Source organism: Sulfurovum sp. NBC37-1 (assembly GCF_000010345.1).
GTDB lineage: Bacteria > Campylobacterota > Campylobacteria > Campylobacterales > Sulfurovaceae > Sulfurovum.
Genome location: NC_009663.1, coordinates 2210998 through 2227421, shown reverse-complemented (window position 1 = coordinate 2227421; position 16424 = coordinate 2210998). Strand labels below are relative to the sequence as shown.

17 protein-coding genes are annotated in these 16424 nt (G+C 44.8%); 6 read left to right on the top strand and 11 right to left on the bottom strand.

Annotated elements, in window-relative coordinates:
* The first annotated feature begins 202 nt into the window (after window positions 1-202).
* The 3 genes from ispG to SUN_RS11055 are packed head-to-tail and all read left to right on the top strand — an operon-like array spanning window position 203 to window position 5010.
* A complete protein-coding gene (ispG, locus tag SUN_RS11065; protein WP_012083904.1) occupies window positions 203-1264 on the top strand; it encodes a flavodoxin-dependent (E)-4-hydroxy-3-methylbut-2-enyl-diphosphate synthase in 1062 nt (353 codons plus the stop codon).
* Window positions 1264-3732: a replicative DNA helicase gene (gene dnaB, locus SUN_RS11060; protein WP_012083903.1), complete on the top strand. Its 2469-nt coding sequence runs from the start codon at window positions 1264-1266 to the stop codon at window positions 3730-3732. The genes ispG and dnaB overlap by 1 nt, the downstream gene beginning before the upstream one ends.
* Window positions 3733-3750: 18 nt before the next feature.
* Window positions 3751-5010: a ComEC/Rec2 family competence protein gene (locus SUN_RS11055; protein ID WP_012083902.1), complete on the top strand. Its 1260-nt coding sequence runs from the start codon at window positions 3751-3753 to the stop codon at window positions 5008-5010.
* 7 nt (window positions 5011-5017) lie between these two features.
* On the opposite strand, the gene SUN_RS11050 is transcribed toward SUN_RS11055, so the two are convergent.
* From SUN_RS11050 to SUN_RS11040, 3 genes are read right to left on the bottom strand one after another with little or no spacing between them, the layout of a single operon-like run.
* On the bottom strand, window positions 5018-5833 hold the full coding sequence (locus tag SUN_RS11050; RefSeq protein WP_012083901.1) for a YihY family inner membrane protein: 816 nt from the start codon (window positions 5831-5833) through the stop codon (window positions 5018-5020).
* 42 nt (window positions 5834-5875) lie between these two features.
* Window positions 5876-7267, bottom strand: a complete 1392-nt coding sequence (locus tag SUN_RS11045; RefSeq protein WP_012083900.1) for an FAD-binding oxidoreductase — start codon at window positions 7265-7267, stop codon at window positions 5876-5878.
* The gene (locus SUN_RS11040) at window positions 7267-7947 is read right to left on the bottom strand and encodes a plasminogen-binding N-terminal domain-containing protein (RefSeq protein ID WP_012083899.1); all 681 of its coding nucleotides are present in this window, start codon (window positions 7945-7947) and stop codon (window positions 7267-7269) included. The genes SUN_RS11045 and SUN_RS11040 overlap by 1 nt, the downstream gene beginning before the upstream one ends.
* A 146-nt stretch (window positions 7948-8093) precedes the next feature.
* Between SUN_RS11040 and SUN_RS11035 the strand changes: the two genes are divergently transcribed.
* The gene (locus tag SUN_RS11035; protein WP_012083898.1) at window positions 8094-9383 is read left to right on the top strand and encodes a peptidoglycan DD-metalloendopeptidase family protein; all 1290 of its coding nucleotides are present in this window, start codon (window positions 8094-8096) and stop codon (window positions 9381-9383) included.
* Entirely contained in the window at window positions 9367-9948 is a 582-nt protein-coding gene (locus SUN_RS11030; protein ID WP_041672770.1) for an NUDIX domain-containing protein, read from the top strand. Before SUN_RS11035 ends, SUN_RS11030 begins: the two co-directional genes overlap by 17 nt.
* A 42-nt stretch (window positions 9949-9990) precedes the next feature.
* Here SUN_RS11030 and SUN_RS11025 read toward each other — a convergent pair whose 3' ends face one another.
* The 4 genes from SUN_RS11025 to SUN_RS13630 are packed head-to-tail and all read right to left on the bottom strand — an operon-like array spanning window position 9991 to window position 12606.
* Window positions 9991-10512, bottom strand: coding sequence for a globin (locus SUN_RS11025; RefSeq protein WP_012083896.1), 522 nt, complete (start codon window positions 10510-10512; stop codon window positions 9991-9993).
* A 53-nt stretch (window positions 10513-10565) separates the two neighbouring features.
* The gene (locus SUN_RS11020) at window positions 10566-11438 is read right to left on the bottom strand and encodes a carbon-nitrogen hydrolase (protein WP_012083895.1); all 873 of its coding nucleotides are present in this window, start codon (window positions 11436-11438) and stop codon (window positions 10566-10568) included.
* 15 nt (window positions 11439-11453) lie between these two features.
* Window positions 11454-12482, bottom strand: coding sequence for an agmatine deiminase family protein (locus SUN_RS11015; RefSeq protein WP_012083894.1), 1029 nt, complete (start codon window positions 12480-12482; stop codon window positions 11454-11456).
* The gene (locus tag SUN_RS13630; protein ID WP_158298196.1) at window positions 12469-12606 is read right to left on the bottom strand and encodes a hypothetical protein; all 138 of its coding nucleotides are present in this window, start codon (window positions 12604-12606) and stop codon (window positions 12469-12471) included. The genes SUN_RS11015 and SUN_RS13630 overlap by 14 nt, the downstream gene beginning before the upstream one ends.
* 41 nt (window positions 12607-12647) lie before the next feature.
* Between SUN_RS13630 and SUN_RS11010 the strand changes: the two genes are divergently transcribed.
* Window positions 12648-13658: an alanine racemase gene (locus tag SUN_RS11010; protein ID WP_012083893.1), complete on the top strand. Its 1011-nt coding sequence runs from the start codon at window positions 12648-12650 to the stop codon at window positions 13656-13658.
* A gap of 56 nt (window positions 13659-13714) precedes the next feature.
* On the opposite strand, the gene SUN_RS11005 is transcribed toward SUN_RS11010, so the two are convergent.
* The 4 genes from SUN_RS11005 to SUN_RS10990 form a co-directional block, all read right to left on the bottom strand.
* Window positions 13715-15259: an ABC1 kinase family protein gene (locus SUN_RS11005; RefSeq protein ID WP_012083892.1), complete on the bottom strand. Its 1545-nt coding sequence runs from the start codon at window positions 15257-15259 to the stop codon at window positions 13715-13717.
* A 4-nt stretch (window positions 15260-15263) separates the two neighbouring features.
* Window positions 15264-15536 (bottom strand): phasin family protein, encoded by a 273-nt coding sequence (locus tag SUN_RS11000; RefSeq protein ID WP_012083891.1) that lies wholly within the window; start codon window positions 15534-15536, stop codon window positions 15264-15266.
* Window positions 15537-15691: 155 nt separating this feature from the next.
* The gene (locus tag SUN_RS10995; RefSeq protein ID WP_012083890.1) at window positions 15692-15961 is read right to left on the bottom strand and encodes a type II toxin-antitoxin system RelE/ParE family toxin; all 270 of its coding nucleotides are present in this window, start codon (window positions 15959-15961) and stop codon (window positions 15692-15694) included.
* Window positions 15954-16223 (bottom strand): type II toxin-antitoxin system RelB/DinJ family antitoxin, encoded by a 270-nt coding sequence (locus SUN_RS10990; protein WP_012083889.1) that lies wholly within the window; start codon window positions 16221-16223, stop codon window positions 15954-15956. The genes SUN_RS10995 and SUN_RS10990 overlap by 8 nt, the downstream gene beginning before the upstream one ends.
* Between the last annotated feature and the right edge of the window lie 201 nt (window positions 16224-16424).

The following is a 16424-nucleotide window of genomic DNA, read 5'->3' as shown; positions in this document are numbered from 1 at the left end:
TGTGCAATAGCACACCTTTTTGTATGCGTATTATTATTTTAACCCGGAACATACAAGAGAGATCACACATCTTTTACAAAGCATTAGCCTATGGATATTCATAAAGAATCATAGATTAACTTTTGATCGGTGTGCAATTGCACACCCTGCGACGGATTAAATAATTTACGATAAAATAAAACAATTATAATGAAGGTTAAGTGTGAAAGAAAGATACCCAACTAAAAAAATTTACGTCGGAGATGTTGCCGTAGGCGGTGATGCACCGATCTCTGTACAGTCGATGACATATAGTGATACACGTGATGTAGCCGCAACGGTAGAGCAGATCAACAGGCTGCATTTTGCCGGGGCCGATATGGTGCGTGTGGCTGTGCCGGAGATGGAAGATGCTTTGGCGCTTAAAGCGATCAAGGAGCAGATATCCCTGCCGCTCATTGCCGATATCCATTTTAACTACCGACTGGCACTCGAAGCGGCCAAATGGGTGGACTGCATCAGATTCAACCCGGGGAACATCGGTGAAAAATCACGTATCAAAGAGATCGTAAAAGCATGTCAGGAGCGTAATTTACCTATCCGTGTGGGTGTGAATGCCGGTTCTCTGGAAAAAGAATTTGATCAGAAATATGGTGCAACAGCTGAAGGTATGGTAGCCTCTGCCGAGTATAATATCAAGTTTCTCGAAGACCTTGGATTTACCGATATCAAAGTTTCTCTCAAAGCTTCTGATGTGGACAGAACGGTAGATGCCTACAGAATGCTGCGTCCCAAAAATGCCTATCCGTTCCATCTCGGTGTCACGGAGGCGGGTACGATCTTTCATGCGACGGTCAAATCGGCCATAGGTCTGGGAGCGCTGCTGCTGGACGGCATAGGCGATACGATGCGGGTTTCCATTACCGGCGAACTGGAAGAGGAGATCAAAGTAGGCAAGGCGATACTCAAAGACAGCGGACGGGTGCAGGAGGGACTGAACATCATCTCCTGTCCTACCTGCGGGCGGATAGAAGCGGACCTTGTTTCTGCCGTTGCCGAGGTGGAAAAAAGAACGGCACACATTAAAACACCGATGGATGTCTCCGTCATGGGCTGTGTGGTCAATGCCATAGGAGAGGCCAAGCATGCCGATGTGGCTATAGCCTATGGCAAAGGCAGCGGTCTGGTGATGGTCAAAGGGGAAGTGGTGGCAAAACTGCCCGAAGGTGAACTGGTAGAGAGGTTTGTAGCTGAAGTCGAGAAGTTTGCCGGGGAAAATGGCTGATGGAGAACATGTATAACCTGAACATAGAGAGGGCGGTGCTTTCGGCCATCATTTTTGATCCGGAGATCTATGAGGAGATCGCTGCGAAACTCCATCCGCATGATTTCTATCTGCCGTTCCACCAGCATGTCTTTCTTGCAATGGAAGAACTTTCACGGGAAGAGAAACCCATAGATGAAGAATTCCTCCGTTCCAAGCTTGTCAGTATGGGCAAGTTCGATGAAGTGGCGATGCTTGAGCTTCTTTCGGCAAACCCCATCTCCAATACCGCAGCCTACCTTTCCGAGATCAAAGCCAAATCAAGCAAGCGGGCATTGGCAACTCTGGCGACAGAGATCAAGAAAGTCACCATAGAGGATGACCTGCCTGCCGAAGAGGTGATGAACCTGGTGGAGAAGAAACTCTACGAGATCACTCAGAACAATACCAATGAGGACTTCAGGGAATCCAAAGAAATTACTCTGGCAATGATGGATGAGATCAACCGTCTCAAAGCGCTGGGAAACTCCAAGCTCATCGGTACCGATACGGGGTTCAAAAACCTGAATGATAAAACCTCCGGGTTCGGTAAAGGAGACCTGGTGATCATCGCTGCCAGGCCGGCGATGGGGAAATGTCTTGGGAAAGGCACCAACGTTCTAATGTATGATGGTACGTTGAAAAAAGTGGAAGATGTAAAGGTGGGTGATCAGCTCATGGGGGATGATTCTACACCACGGAATGTACTCTCTCTTGCACGGGGTAGAGAGGAAATGTATTGGGTACGGCAGAACAAGGGTATAGACTACCGTGTCAATAAGTCGCACATTCTTTCACTGAAACGTTCTCGCAATGAGAATGGACATCATCATGGAGATGTCCTGAATATAGAAGTATCTGAATATATCACTAAAAGTGATAAGTTTAAATCCAACTATAAAGGGTACAAGGTTGCAGTAGATTTTCCGGAAAAAGTACTGGAAGTCGAGCCCTATTTCCTGGGGCTGTGGTTGGGGGACGGAAGAAGTTCTGATGTGCGTATTGCTACGGAAGACGATGAAGTGGTCGAGTACCTGCAGGCGTATGCCTTTAGACTGGATAAGAAAGTACATCGTTATGCAGCGGATGGAAAATGTACCATGTATGGTATTACAAGTATACAAAAAGAGGGTGCATTGAAAGATGTAAGTGATTCTCTTCAGGGGAAACTCAGAGTTCTGGGTGTCATAGACAATAAGCATATCCCCCGATCATACCTTACGGGCAGTACCAAACAGAGACTGGAACTTCTGGCAGGTCTGATAGACAGTGATGGGTATTATGATGATGCATATCATGTCATGGAGATCGTTCAGAAGCGAAAAGAGCTTGCTGAACAGATAAAATTTTTAGCGGATTCCTTAGGATTCAGGAGCTCTCTTGTCAAGAAAAAAGCAAGCATAAAAGCCATTGGATACGAAAGTGAAGTCTATAGGGTTCGTATCGTTGGACATCTAAATATAATACCTACAAAAGTAGTACGAAAACAGGTAAGAGCATTGATGTCAAAACGTGAGCATATGCATACAGGTATAAAAGTGGAATATGATAAGGTAGATGACTATTATGGGTTTGTTCTGGATGGGAATCACCTCTTTTTACTTGAAGATATGACAGTGACCCACAACACGGCATTGGTACTCAATATGGCGCTCAGGGCCATTGAAAGAAACGAAGGGGTAGCTTTCTTCTCGCTGGAAATGCCGGCGGAGCAGCTGATGCTGAGATTGCTTTCTGCAAAGACTTCCATACCCCTCCAGCAGCTTAGAGTTGGTGATTTGCGAGATGAGCAGTGGAGTCAGCTTTCAGCGGCAACGGATGAACTTTCACAAAAGAAGCTTTTTGTCGATGACGGCGGATATGCGACCATTCACCATGTGCGAAGCAAACTACGTAAGCTCAAAACACAGCATCCGGAGATCTCCGTTGCGATCATTGACTACCTTCAGTTGATGAGTGGTGAAGGAAAAGAGGGAAGACAGCAGGAGGTCTCTGAAATATCCAGAGGTTTGAAGCAGCTGGCCAGAGAGTTGGAGATACCTATCGTGGCACTTTCGCAGCTGAACCGTGGACTGGAAGCCAGAGAGAACAAACGTCCGATGCTCTCTGACCTGCGTGAATCGGGGGCAATCGAGCAGGATGCCGACATTATCCTTTTTGTCTATCGTGACGATGTCTACCGTGAAGCCAAAGAGAAAGAGAAGGAGATGAAGGCAAAGGCGGAGGGGAAGCCTTATGAATCCGACTTTAGAAAAAAAGCGGAAGAAGAAGCAGAGATCATCATCGGGAAACAGAGGAACGGGCCGACCGGTACTGTCGATCTTGTCTTCCAGAAACAATATACGCGTTTTGTAGATGCGTCGCATTCTCCTGCTTTTGAGGTGGTCTACGAAGAGAATGATATTCCTGCCAATACAGGAAATATCTCCGTGGATATGCCACCAATATAAATTAAAAGTTAAAATCAAATGGAAAAACCGAAACTTTTTGAAACGAAAAAGAGTTTTGCCTGGACCATGGCTTTTCTTTTGCTCCTTTTCACCCTTAGACTTGGGTGGGAATATACAAACTATAAAGAGTTTATCTCTAAACCCTTCTACTTTACTTATGCAACAGTAATGAATGCCTACACAAAACAAAAAGGGAAACGTTCCTATCAGGTCCTGAAACTTCACAGTGATGACGGCCTGACTTTCTATACGATAACCCACCAGAAAAAGTTGCTTCAGAACAGACGATTACGTTTGCAGATATTCCCCAGTGAACAGATCGGTTTTACCGATTATCTGGAAAGTTTCTATGTCAAAAGTCGTATCAGGTCAAATGACCCTGTCTCGGCAGGCGTAAAAGAATATGTACTGGGAAAGGTGGCCTCTCAACATGATGACCCCGCGCTTGGGGCCTTTTACAATGCGATCTTTTTTGCCACACCGATCTCAAAGGAGATCAGAGAGAAGATCAGTTTGCTTGGTGTGAGCCACTTAGTAGCACTCAGTGGATTCCATTTGGGTATTTTGTGGGCTTTGGTCTATGGGGGACTGTTGCTGCTTTATAGGCCTTTGCAACAGCGTTATTTTCCATATCGGCATGCACTGTTCGATGTTGGACTGGTTGCTATAATCGTGCTGGGAATTTACGTATGGTTTGTTGGAGCGCCACCCTCCCTGATACGCTCCTATGCGATGATACTTGCAGGCTGGGCTGTACTTTTGATGGCTATTGAACTTCTTAGTTTTGATTTTCTGATGACGGTTGCTGTTTTGTTGTTGATTTTTTTCCCTTCACTCTCTGTCTCACTTGGATTCTGGCTCTCTGTATCAGGTGTTTTTTATATCTTTCTCCTTTTACAATATACCAAACAGTATAACAGGTGGATCATTACATTGCTGGTTATTCCCGTAGGTATCTTCCTTCTGATGCTTCCCATTGTTCATATAGTTTTTGGTACCACATCTTTTTATCAGCTTCTCTCTCCGATTCTGTCTATCCTGTTCATTCCGTTTTATCCTTTGGTAATGCTTCTACATCTACTGGGAATTGGAGATATTTTCGATACCGCTCTTTTGTGGCTGTTCGATCTTCCTATCAAAGGGGAGGAGCATTTATTGCCTCTATGGATGGGTATGGTGTATATCATACTTTCTTTGGTAGCTATTCGGTATCGGTCAATATTTTATGTAGTTTTGGGCAGTACTCTGATGTATGCAGGATTTCTGTTCCTGTTTTAAACCCGGGTTAAATATGGTCTATTTCTTTACCTTTGTTGAGCAGGTAGCAAAAGCGTAATCCATGCAGGAAAATGGCCCAGGAGATATAGATCCACAGCAGGAAAAAGAGGACAGTGCTGATACTGCCGTAGACCGAGGTATACGTCTTGTTGTGCATTACATAGAAGACAAATCCGCTTTTGGAAAGGTACCAGATGAGTGATGCAATGAATGAACTGGTAAGTGCCGCTCTTTTTCTGATGGTTGTATTTGCAGAGAGCTGATAGGCGATATAGAAGGCACTCCAGATGATGATATAGGGTATGACGGAATAGAGATGTATGGCGCTGGTGATCTCGTTCCTGTCAAGATAACTTTGGATAAGTGTGGAGAGATAAAAGGATGCACCCATCATCGTAGGTAAAAGAACGATAAGCAGAAGATAGGTTTTGATACTTTTCAGGATCCCCCGGCTGGGAAGCTCAAAGATATCGTTCACAATGTAGTCATAACTCTTGAAGAACATGATCGCTGCAAATGTGACATAGAATGCACCTACGATCCCCAGCTTGTCCGAATTGGCGATGAAGGTATTGATATATTCCATGATCTCTTTGGACTGTGTCGGCATGAGGTTGGCAAAGATAAGCTGCTGTACCTTGTCATACATTTCATGGAAAAGAGGGAGTGTGGTAAAAACATAAAGAAGAATGACAAGCAGAGGAATGATGGAGAAAATGGTGTTCCAGCTCAGACTCGAAGCATAGTAGCCAAGCCTATCATCAAGAAAATCTTTGAAAAAATCCCTGAGAAAAATATAATATGCTCCAAAGATTTTTTTCATTGCACTTTTCTCTTTTTTCTTCTCTGAGACTTTCATTTTTGGTTATACGCCGGGTAATCCCATTTTCCCCGGATTCAAGATATTGTTCGGGTCAAATGCTTGTTTGATATCTTTGAATAGTGAGAGCTCCGCTTCATTGAAGGCGATATTCATAAAAGGGGCCTTGCTGGTACCGATACCGTGTTCTCCACTGAGCGTCCCGCCCATATCGACGACCAGTTCAAAGATCTCTTCAATAGCTTTGTGTCCCTCTTCAAGCTGTTTTTCGTCAGAACCGTCCACCATGACATTGACATGGATGTTCCCGTCTCCGGCATGCCCGAAACAGGGTACTTTGAAATTGTAACGCTCACCGATTTCGTAGATTCGCTTCAGCGCTTCGGGTAGCATACTTCTGGGTACGGAGATGTCCTCATTGAGTTTTTTGCTTCCAAAAATGGTGATGGAGGGTGAAGCATTTCTTCTGGCATACCAGAGTCTATCCCTCTCTTCATTGGTATGTGCGACCACAAAATCCTGTGCACCATTCTCTTTGAAGGATTTTTCAAGGATCTCAAGCTGAAAATCGACTTCTTCTATGACATTCCCGTCCACATCACCGATAAGTAGGGCACCTGCATCTTCGGGAAGTTCAATGCCCAGTTTTTCTTTGAGGGCCTGAACAACGAGTGCATCCATGAATTCCATGGCAACAGGGTTTGCACCACCAGCAAGTGATTTGAAAACAGCGTTCATTGCATTGTCAACAGAGGGGAAGATGCCCATATAGGCTTTCCTGAACTTCGGTTTGGGAAGCAGTTTGACTGTAATCTCGGTGATGACGGCAAGCGTACCTTCGGATGCGATGAGGATACCCGCGATGTTGTAGCCTGCCACATCTTTGATGGTCCTTTTTCCAGCACGGATGATGTCCCCGTTGGGACGGACGGCACGCAGGGCCATGACATAATCTTTGGTGATACCGTATTTGGCTGCGCGCATACCCCCTGCATTTTCAGAGACATTCCCGCCAAGGGTGGAGTACTCTTCACTGGCAGGATCCGGCGGATAGAAAAGACCTATCTCTTCTACGGCTTTTTGCAGGTCCATGTTGATCACACCCGGCTGTACCACTGCCACCATGTTCTCCATATCGATCTCCAGGATCTTGTTCATGTGTTTTTCCATGGCGAGGGTGATACCGCCGTTCGTCGGAAGCGCACCACCTGTAAAGCCGGAGCCTGCACCTCGCGGTGTGATGACGATACTATGGTGGTTGCAGTAGACAAGGATACGGCTTACATCTTCTTCATTTCTTGGGAAAACGACCGCATCAGGTTCAAAACGGGTACGTGTGGCATCGTATGAATAGGCGATGAGATGGGCTTTGTCGCTGTAGACATTCTCTTTGCCTACGATCTCCTTGAGTGTTTCAACATGTTTGGGATCAAGCACTACAATGCCTCCATAGTTTGGTAATAGCTTCCTGAACCATTTTTTGAGAACCATCCGGTCCGGATCTCTTTGAAGTGCATATAGAAAGGAAACTGTGCTTTTGCAGGAAGATTTCCCATCGCCTTTTTACTGATGATCCTGCCGGAAACAGGGTCAAGCAGTACCAGGGAATTTTTACGAACAATACAGATGAGTCCTATCTGGTAATCTTTGGCGAAGGAGGAAAGATTTTCACGTGTAGGAAAGGCATCTCCTCTTTTGGAAAGGTAAATGGCAAAGAGATCTGGGTGTATCCAATTCTTTGTGTAAGAGGAAGTGACTTTTGCGTAAGTATCTGCATCAGGGGCAAGAAGCAGAACATTGTTATAAAGGTATCCACCTATGACCTTGTCACCTGCTCTGACCGGTGTTTTGATGGTAGGCAGCTCATCATGATGTATGATGTCCCTGCTGATCACTTTTGCATGCCCTTTTGAAGTTTGTGCAATATAGGCAGTAATAGCCTGAAGATCGCTACCGTAGTTGTGTACGATGATGCCACTCATACCGTTGGCAGGGAAAGAGGAGCGAAGTGCCATTGTGTCTCCTTTGGCAACAGAAACGGAAGTGTGAACGGTCGAAGGGAAAAACCCTGCAAAAAGAGGCAGGGCAGTCAGCAGTATCAATGCTATTCTGATCATTGTGATCCTTTGAAAATAATAGTTATTTGATTATACAAGCAAAAGATTAAAAGTCTGATTGTAAAGACCTGCTTCGTATACCTCTTTAGTTTAATTGGCTATAATATTGCATAGAATATCGCTAAGAGAACGGGGTTGGAGCAGAATTGAAATATCTTATATTGATCGTTGTACTGTTCACTCTTTCTTTCGGCATGAAAGCCGAAATGAAGAACTGGCCTCATGACTTCACATTTGCAGACTATTTGGATTTTCATGATATCTCACGAGAGATGCTTGACTCAATTTCCCCCAAAGACCAGGAATATCTCTCCGATATCCAGAGCAAATACAAATATTATGAACTACTGGATGATAACGGTACGCTGATACAGGCGTTGATCCCCATTTCCAAAGAGATGCAGATACATCTTTTCAAAGAAGCCAAGAAAGACAGGTACAAATTCGATATTATCCCTATTGCCTACAAGACCCAGGAATATTTTGCCAAGGTCATCATCAATTCAAATCCTTATACCGATGCAAAAAAAGCCATTAACCGCGACACTGTAGCAAAAAAAGCTTCTCAGGCGCTCAAAGGTATCATTGATACCAAAAAACTGCATAAAGGTGATATGGTCTCATTCATTTATACCCAACGCAGTAGGCTTGGGGTTCCTTACACCCCACCTGAGATAAAAGTGATGAAGGTCAAGACCAGAAAGTTCGACCAATTCATCTATGTCGATGAGGATGGGCATGGCTATAAAGAGACAGATAAAAAAGTAGCTTATACGGTGACAGGGAAGAAAAAAGTAACTTATAAACGAAGGGTAAAGGGAAAAGGCAGTACATTTGGAATGCCGCTTCGACATGCGCGTATTACATCGAGTTTTTCCTACAGACGCTGGCATCCGATTTTGCATCGTTACCGTCCGCATCACGGAACGGATTTTGGTGCAAGGCGCGGTACGCCTCTTCTTGCAGTCAATGATGGGACTGTCAGTTATGCCGGATGGAAAGGCGGCTATGGCCGGGTCGTTCAAATCAGGCATGGTGGAGGTTATGAGTCATTCTATGCCCATCAGAGCCGTATGCGCGTCAAGCGCGGACAGAAGGTAAAAAAAGGGCAGATAATCGGTTATGTAGGGAGTTCGGGAAGAAGTACCGGCCCGCATCTTCACTTTGGACTGAAGAAGAATGGCCGCTGGGTGGATCCGATGAAATACTTGCGTAAGAAATCTATTACAACATCAATCATGAAGAAATTTACAAAATATAAAGATGTCACAGAAACCAAATACAAAAAAGTGACCATTAAGGGAACGACAGAGAACAGAAAAAAGCTGGAAGCATACCTCCTGAATGATACTCCCTCCTATATCTGGGGGAAAGAATATACAGGAACGGTACATGTCAATGACAAAGGGAAGTTTGAAGATGCAGAACAAGATTGAGAAATTTACTTTACATCCTCTGGAAGATCCAAGGTTCATCTCTACAGCCAGGGTAACCTATGAGCAGAACGGCACGGCAAAAAGCTGGGAGATCGTCAAAGCACATGACAGTGTGGCTATACTTATTTATCATACCCAAAAAGATGCTTTCATTCTGGTGCAGCAGTTCCGTCCGGCTGTCTACATCAACAATCATGACGGTCTGACCGTTGAACTCTGTGCGGGTATCGTCGACAAAGACCTCTCTCTTGAGCAGATCGCCAAAGAGGAGATAGAAGAGGAGTGCGGTTATGATGTCCCGCTTGGGAAGATCGAGAAGATCACTTCTTTTTATACTTCTGTCGGCTTTGCCGGAAGCAGGCAGACTCTTTATTATGCCGAGGTCGATGAGACAATGAAGGTTTCGGAAGGCGGTGGTGTGGATGCCGAGCAGATCGAAGTAATCGCACTCCCGGTCAAAGAGGCACAAGCTTTTATATTTGATGAGAGTATTGCCAAAACACCGGGATTGATGTTTGCGTTTATGTGGTGGGAACAAAAGCACATACGTGTTTTAGATCAGTGATGAATGGGCAGGATACTGTCGGGAGACAGTACCCTATGCGGATTAGCTGTCTTCTTTAGCCTGAATGTAGGCGGCGTAGTAGGTACTTCCGTCAGAAAAGGTATTGACCGTCAGTTTTGAAAAATGTTCAAGATACTCCCAGAACTCTTTGATCAATTCTATATCGACATGCTGTGCTTTGTCTGCCAGTGCGTCACGCATGGTACCGAGCCATTCGATACGTGATTTTTCAGTGATGGAAAAATCATCATGGACCCGGATCATATACTCGTTGAGGTCCATTCCCTGACTTTCATCTTCGTAGACCTTTGGTCCACCGCAGATCTGGATGAAAAATTTGCTGTTCTTGAATTTAACTTTGTCGAATTCCTCTTCATCCTGTGGGAAAAAGTTGGCGATGTCGCTTTCATAAATCTTGTCATAGAAGTCATACATCAATTCTTTCATCCCCTCTTCACTGCCGATAGCGTCATAAAATGCTTTGGGCGGGTTTTTGAAATGAACGGGTTTCCCTTTCTCCACGGCTGTCATTGGTAGGTCCATAATCTCTTTTCTGCTTGCCATAATATTCCTTTATCTTATTTATCTGATTGGATTATAGTTAAGTTCTCTTAAATTCAGTCACAGTAGCGTTTGAACAGACAGTCATATGCTTCTATACGCCGGTCACGCAGGAAAGGCCAGATATCACGCACTTCTTTAGTCCGTTCATGCACTATACCGGCATACAGTATCTGTTCATTCTCTCCATCGGCCTGTGCAAGTATCTCTCCCTGTGCGCCGCAGATAAAAGAGTTCCCCCAGAAGCGGATTCCGTTCAACACTCCGCTGCCGTCGGGTTCAAAACCGACACGGTTGCAGGAGAGTACCGGAATGCCGTTGGCGATGGCATGGGAACGCTGTATGGTGATCCAGCTGTCAAGCTGACGTGCTTTCTCTTTGTCCGTATCCTCATCGAACCAGCCTATGGCTGTTGGATAGATGAGCAATTGGGCACCTTTGAGTGCCATGATGCGTGCCGCTTCCGGGTACCACTGGTCCCAGCAGACCAGTACTCCCAGTTTACCCACAGAAGTTTCAATGGGTTCAAAACCAAGGTCTCCGGGAGTGAAGTAGAACTTTTCATAAAATCCCGGATCATCTGGAATATGCATTTTCCGGTATTTTCCTGCGATATTTCCGTCTTTTTCAAAGACAACAGCCGTATTGTGGTAAAGCCCTGGAGCACGTTTTTCAAAAAGCGAGGTAACAAGGACAATACCATGCTTTTTTGCGACAGCTCCCCAAAACGATACATCTGCATCAAAGTCGGCAGCATAATCGAAGAATGCGGTATCTTCGCTCTGACAGAAGTATTCGTTCTGATGGAGCTCCTGAAGAACAATCAGTTCCGTACTGTTGGAGGCAGCTTCTTCTATCTTTTCTACTGTAGCCCGGACAGTATCTTCTTTGTTTCCGTAAAATTTCTGTTGTATCAATGCTGTTTTCATGATGAATGATTCCTTTTAATAAGCTACCTGCATCGTAGAGCAATGGAGGCTTCCTCCCTCTTCTATGAGTTTCAGGCAGTTCACCGGGATCATCTCCCTCCCCGGGAACAGTGCCCTCAATGCCTCTTCCGCTTTGCTGTCGTTGTGATCGTCGCTGTATGTCGGGAATACCAGTGCATCGTTCGTGATGAGGAAATTGGCGTAGGTGGCGGGCAATCTTTTCCCCTCCTTGTCATATTTGGCTTCGCACATGGGCAGAGGGACCAGCTTATAGGGTTTGCCGTTCTGCTGCCTGAAGCTTCGAAGCTGCTCCTCCATTGCTTTGAGGGCATGGTAGTGTTCGTCTTCCGAATCTTCACACTGCACATAGGCAATGGTCGCTTCGTCAGTAAAGCGTGCCAGTGTATCGATGTGGCCATCGGTGTCATCCCCTGCAAGATAGCCGTAATCGAGCCAGAGTATCCTTTTTGCACCGAGATACTCTTTCAGTTTGTATTCTGCCTCTTCTTTTGTCGATCCGCCATTACGGTTGGGATTACAGAGGCATTGACTCGTTGTCAGAATGGTTCCTTTCCCGTCACTCTCTATGGAACCGCCTTCCAGTACGAAATCTATATGCTCAAGCGGTGTGATTCCCATATAGCCTTTCTGATGTAAAACAGTGTTGACACTGTTGTCAAGTTCTGCTTCAAATTTGCCGCCCCATCCGTCAAAGACGAAATTGAGTAGTTTTGTTTTCCCATCCTCTTCGATGCTGATGTATCCGTAATCCCGTATCCACGTATCGTTGGTCGGTATCTCTATAAAGGTCATGTTCTTTGTACTGCAGAACATGGAGGATATTTTCTTTTTATGTTGACAAATGATGTAAACAGCCTCTTTATAGGCAATCGCCTGGGCGATACGTATAAACGGAGAAAGTGCATCATTGAGTGAAGCGGGATTTTCCAGATCATGCCAATCGGTATGTTCATGGGGGAAAGACATAAGTACGCAGCGTTGACGCTCCCATTCGGCAACCATTCTTCTTTCAGTCAAGGTCACATCTCCCGCTTACTTTTCCCTGTTTGCTCTCTCTAATGCTTTTCTTGAACTCTTTAATGAGCAGAAAGATGAGGTAGGCGGTAAAGAACATACTACCGATCTCAAGCAGTGTAAGCCAATCCATTTTAATCCCCTTTTAGTCATTATGTTTGTATAATCATAATTATGGCAACTATTATAATCAACAAAGAAAACTTCTACCACAATCTTAACCAAATTGCACTAAAAACAGGCTCAGTTGAGAAGATCGCCATTGTACTCAAAGACAATGCCTATGGGCACGGTCTTCAACTTATGGCTTCCCTCTCTGCAGAGTTCGGCATCAGGCATGCAGTGGTCAGGAGTATGGAGGAAGCCAAGAATATCAAAGAACTCTTCCGGACGGTACTGGTACTGGGAGACCATGCGGTCAAAGATGATATCTGTTCTTTTGCACTCAACTGTTTGAACGACATAGAAAATGCAGAGCTGGGCGCCAGAGTGGAACTCAAGGTCGATACCGGGATGCATCGTAACGGTATTGCACCCGAAGAGCTGGAGCGTGCATTGCAAATGATCCAAAAGAAAGATTTGGAACTTGTGGGGGTCATGACCCATTTCCGTTCGGCCGATGAGATGGGTTCAGAACTCTTTTGGCAGCAGAAGCAATTTGCATCAGTGAAAGAGAGAGTGAAAGAGGCCGGTTTTATGAATGTACGTTTCCATTCTCACAACTCTGCCGCTACGCTGCGTTCAAAAACATTCGATGAAGACCTGGTACGTGTCGGCATAGGCGCATATGGCTACAATGAACTGCCTGACGTTTTTGATGACATCCCCTTGAAACCAGTACTGTCCCTGTCTGCAAAGAAGATCGCTACTCGCAGACTTAAAAAAGGGGAAAGGGTAGGGTACGGAGGAGATTTCACTGCACCCGAAGAGATGACTGTTTCAACCTATGACCTGGGGTATGGTGACGGCTGGTGTCGCGGTGACAGCGCCCATCCGTATATCACAGCAGAAGGATTGCCTATCTTGGGGCGTGTTTCCATGGATTTCATTATTCTGGAATCTGCAAAAGAGGAACTTGTGATTATGAATGATGCCCAAAAAGCCGCCAGACAGTTCGGTACGATCTCTTATGAAATGACAACGGCTTTGAGTATCAATATTGAAAGAAAGATCGTTGATCGCTAATGGATGACTCTGGATAAACTGCTTCCCATGCACTGGGAACTGCATATTTATGAAAACTATTTATAAAGCAGTCTGACCGCTCCTGTGGCAAAGAGTATAATCGCTGCCACTTTGTAGGCAGGATCGATCAGCAGAATGAAAAACGCGAGCAAGATCAGCACAAACGAGAGTTTAAACGAATCGAGATGGTTAGCTAAACGGCTCTCAAGCCATTCCAGCTGTCTTTCGCTCAAATGCACCCGCAGTTCATCCTCACTGATCTTCTGTATTCTTGTCTTGATCTGTCTGAGCGTCAGGGGAAGTGATCCCGCTTCATCTATGACCGCTTCGAGTATGCCGCTATCTGCTCCCAGTGCTTTTGGGATGTTCTTCTGGAGCAGGGGGAGGATGTCCTTAACACCGTTGAAATTGTGGATATAAATGGTCCCCAAACCTTCAATGATGGCACTTGCCCTCATAATGTAGATCGCTTCCTGCGGCAGTTTGAACGGGAAATCCCGCATCGATGCCATGACACCGAAAGCAAGTTCCTGCATACTTGTTGCATCGAGTGAGTCATCGTTGAAGATCTCGAACATTTTTTGTGTCAGTTCGGTCATCTGGTCCTGAGGTGCTTCATAGGTGATGACCCCCAGGCGTTTGCAGCTGGAGATGTAAAGTTCAAAATCCTGCTCATGGGCGGATTTGACCATCTCTATGATCGCGATACGGGCCGGGTTGCTGATGCGTTTTACCATCCCGAAATCCAAAAGTACCAGTTGTCCGTCTTCGCGGATCAGAAGATTGCCCGGGTGCGGGTCTGCATGGAAGTAACCGTTGATCAGCATCTGCTCAGTGTAGAATTCTATGAGTTTGTGCATGGCGGTCTGAAAGTCGATCTTGTTGTTCAGAAGCGCCTCTTTGTCGTCGAAGCGGATGCCCTTTTCAAAGCTCATTACAATGGCATCATCGCAGCAGTGTACCTCATAGGGAACAGGGAAAATGACACCGCTCTTCTCGTAGACCAGACTGAAACTTTTAAGATTGGAGAGTTCATTGGTGAAACTGACCTCTTTGAGGATCATATCGGAAAATTCAGCTATAAGCGAATCAATGGAGTTCTTGGTGTAGTGTGAAAAGAGCGGACGGAAGATCCGGTTGAAAAAAGTCAATATCCGGATATCTGCTCTGATCTGCTCTTCGATCTGCCAGCGGCGCAGTTTGACCGCTACGTGTTCACCGCTTTTGAGCCATGCTTCGTGCACTTCTCCTATGGAAGCACTGGCGATCGGTTCTTCATTGAAACGTTCAAAGGGATTACTGTTCCCAAAAGCACGGTCATAGACTTTTTTGAAGTTTCTGTGAGACATGGGAGGGATCTCATCGTGCAGGGAACGCAATTCTGCCAGGTAGGCATCACTGAAGAAGTCGGCTCTCGTCGCCAGTACCTGTGCCAGCTTGATGAAACTTGCACCCAGTTCGTTGATGCTCTCCCTCAGCTCGGAAGGAGAAAGCGGGCGCATAAAAAGAAAACGCTCTTTCTTTTTGATCAGCAGATAGACTGTCAGCAGAAAAATAAAAACTTGTTTGACCCGTCCGGGCGAATAGTTTGAAAGGGTCAAGTAATTACTTTTTCTTCTCTTTCTCTTTGTGAAGCGCTTCTATGTCTGATTTGGTAGCCAGGTCCATCTCTTCAAGGACTTCACGGATCGCCTCTTTGAGTTTGGACTTGAACTCCTTTTCTTCATCTTCGCCTTTGGCTTTGGCCTTGTCGATCAGCTTTTGAGCCTCTTCTTTGTTCAGTTTGCCCTTTTCAACCAGCTCATTGAGCTCTTTCTCAACTTTTTCCTTAGCCAGAAGCGCACCGCCCAGGCCAATGTAAAATAGATCTTTTAACATAATGATATCTCCTGTCTGTATATTTTTAATGATAGCATTTTTGCGTTAACAAAAATCAGCGTTTATACGAAATGGCTTTTGTGATTTGTTTTGCATTGTAGTTTTGTGAAGATGAGGGGAATTTTACTTCCCCTTAGTGGGATTGAAATATAGCATTATTTGAATAGCTGAGAGTGCGTACCCAAGCGTAAGAGTTCTAAGGTATTTTCCTCTATTCTATACACGACAAGAAGATCCCCGCTTATATGAAATTCTCTTGTATCTTGGTATGTACCTGTAAGGTCATGATCTTTTGATTGGCTGGGCAACTCTTCCCCATTAAGAAGTAGAGAGATATACATAAAAAGTTTTGCGCTATTCGTTGGGTTTAATTTTGCTTTCTTTACATCTTTTGTAAAAGTTTTATGTATAGCAATATCAAGCACCTACTTCCTTTTTAAGTTCCTCAAGTGAAACTTTAGTCATATTTTTACCAACTCTTGCTTCTTTGATGACTTGTGCTGTCTCATCATTAGGTATCTTGATTTGAAAAGGTATACCTTTTTCCATGACTGCCTGAGAGAGAAATATGTTAAAAGCATCACTCAATCCCATGCCATACTGTTTAAATATCTCTTGAGCTTTTTTCTTCATCGCAGTATCAAGATAGACATTGGTTCTAGTTTTTTCATTTGCTGTTGTAGTCATACTTGTCCTTTCTATTTTGTATGGTTTGATTATAACACACAATGTGTGTTTTTGTCAAATATTATTATTTTGATGTTCTATTCGCAGTGAAACGTATTCGCACTTCTGAGGAAGGCTCAACAACTTTACGGGACAGGCGTTGAATATCTACCTAATATGTCTGTAATAACCGTGCTTTCAAGCCATCGGCTATAAATCGTG

Bases quoted from the DNA above. Each gene is read 5' to 3' on its own strand.
- SUN_RS11030 (WP_041672770.1), top strand. From the start codon at position 9,367: ATGCAGAACAAGATTGAGAAATTTACTTTACATCCTCTGGAAGATCCA.
- SUN_RS11010 (WP_012083893.1), top strand. From the start codon at position 12,648: ATGGCAACTATTATAATCAACAAAGAAAACTTCTACCACAATCTTAAC.
- SUN_RS11025 (WP_012083896.1), bottom strand. From the start codon at position 10,512: ATGGCAAGCAGAAAAGAGATTATGGACCTACCAATGACAGCCGTGGAG.
- SUN_RS10990 (WP_012083889.1), bottom strand. From the start codon at position 16,223: ATGACTACAACAGCAAATGAAAAAACTAGAACCAATGTCTATCTTGAT.
- SUN_RS11020 (WP_012083895.1), bottom strand. From the start codon at position 11,438: ATGAAAACAGCATTGATACAACAGAAATTTTACGGAAACAAAGAAGAT.
- SUN_RS11050 (WP_012083901.1), bottom strand. From the start codon at position 5,833: ATGAAAAAAATCTTTGGAGCATATTATATTTTTCTCAGGGATTTTTTC.
- SUN_RS11040 (WP_012083899.1), bottom strand. From the start codon at position 7,947: ATGATCAGAATAGCATTGATACTGCTGACTGCCCTGCCTCTTTTTGCA.
- dnaB (WP_012083903.1), top strand. From the start codon at position 1,264: ATGGAGAACATGTATAACCTGAACATAGAGAGGGCGGTGCTTTCGGCC.
- SUN_RS11055 (WP_012083902.1), top strand. From the start codon at position 3,751: ATGGAAAAACCGAAACTTTTTGAAACGAAAAAGAGTTTTGCCTGGACC.
- SUN_RS11000 (WP_012083891.1), bottom strand. From the start codon at position 15,536: ATGTTAAAAGATCTATTTTACATTGGCCTGGGCGGTGCGCTTCTGGCT.
- SUN_RS13630 (WP_158298196.1), bottom strand. From the start codon at position 12,606: ATGGATTGGCTTACACTGCTTGAGATCGGTAGTATGTTCTTTACCGCC.